Origin of the sequence: Paratractidigestivibacter sp., from assembly GCF_052362415.1 — a bacterium.
Lineage (GTDB): Bacteria > Actinomycetota > Coriobacteriia > Coriobacteriales > Atopobiaceae > Paratractidigestivibacter.
In genome coordinates, this window is sequence record NZ_DAWEMK010000174.1 from 1 (window position 1) to 1,559 (window position 1,559).

Sequence of the window (1,559 nt, forward strand, 5' to 3'; positions counted from 1 at the left end):
CGCCGATGTTGCCCACGGACTCGGCGACGCGGCCGTCCTCGTGGAGCAGGTGCGTGGTGAGGGAGGTCGTGGTGGTCTTGCCGTTCGTCCCCGTCACGGCGAGCCACCTCTGAGGGCTCTCTCGGAACGCGAGCTCCGGCTCGCCGATGATCTCGTCACTCGCCGCCGCAGCGGAGGCGAAGAAGGCGCTCGGCTCAGGGATCCCAGGCGAGGCGATGGCGAGATCGTAGTGTCCCTCGACCTCTTCGGTCCCCAGGACGCAGCGGACGCCCGCCTCCTCGAGGGCGCGGGTGGCGTCGCTCCGTTCGGAACGCGCTCCGCCGTAGAGCGTGACGGAGTCGACGCGGCCGGCGGGCAGGCCCGTGAGGTAACGGCAGATCCCCTCCCCCGTCTTTCCGATGCCGAGGACGAGGACGTCGCCGAGTTTGTCCGTGTTCTTGCAGGTCATGCTCTTGAGCTTTCTCTTGCCATGCGTTGCGGTGCGGTTGGTGCGATGGAGGAGCTGCGAGAGGCTAAGCGGCGAGGCCCCCGCTTAGCCCCCGGGCCCTAGCCGAGCTGGAAGTAAAGCGCGAAGCCGAGGGTCGCGAAGGCCGCCGAGACGATCCAAAAGCGGGTGACGACCTTGTTCTCCGCCCAGCCCTTCTTCTCGAAGTGGTGATGGATCGGGCTCATGAGGAACACGCGCTTGCCCGTGGTCTTGAAGCTCGCAACCTGGATGATGACGCTCAGGGCCTCGCAGACGAAGAGCCCGCCCATGATGAGCGAGGTGATCTCGGTCTTGGTGAGGATGGCCAGGGCCGCGAGGGCGGCGCCCAGGGCCAGCGAGCCGGTGTCGCCCATGAAGATAGACGCCGGGTTGCAGTTGTGCCAGAGGAAGCCGACGCAGGCGCCCGCGATGGAGGCGGCGAAGATGGCGAGGTTGATCTCGTCGTAGCGGTAGGCGACCATGGCCATCATGAGCATGACAACCATGACGCAGCCGCCCGCAAGTCCGTCGAGGCCGTCGGTGAGGTTGACCGAGTTCGAGAGGCCCGCCATGAGGAAGAACACGAACACGAGGTAGAGCCAAGGGATCTGGATCCCGCCGGCGATGGGCAGCGTCGTGGTGAGGACGCCGAGGTCGATGGCGGCGCCTCCCGGGAAGCGCACGACGGCGTCGATGCCGACCCAGTTGACGGCCGCCAGGCAGAACACGACCGAGATCGTGATCAGCCCCGCCATCTTCTGCGACGGGGTGAGGCCGAGCGAGCGTTTGTGGGCGACCGACTCGATATCGTCGAGGAGCCCCAGCGAGCCCGTGACGAGCATGGCCAGCACGGCGAGGATCAGGTCGGGCGTCCACTTGGCGAAGAGCGCGACCGTGATGACCACGCCGGCCAGCATGATGACGCCGCCCATGGTGGGCGTACCCTGCTTGACGAGGTGGCTCTGCGGGCCGTCGGCGCGGATCTGCTGGCCGATGCCGTCCTTCTTCATGAGGCGGATAAAGAAGGGCATGGCGAGGCACGTGATTGCCGCGGCCACGGCGATGGAAAGGAACACCTGGTAGGTTGGGTAAG

General features: G+C 66.8%; 1 protein-coding gene and 1 pseudogene. Both read right to left on the reverse strand.

Annotation, left to right across the window (positions count from 1 at the left end):
- Positions 1-448 (reverse strand): annotated as a pseudogene (locus ACT84W_RS10535) (UDP-N-acetylmuramoyl-L-alanine--D-glutamate ligase); the annotation flags it as partial.
- Between the two features lie 98 nt (positions 449-546).
- A partial coding sequence (gene mraY, locus ACT84W_RS10540; protein WP_444329181.1) for a phospho-N-acetylmuramoyl-pentapeptide-transferase occupies positions 547-1,559 on the reverse strand: 1,013 nt, incomplete at its 5' end.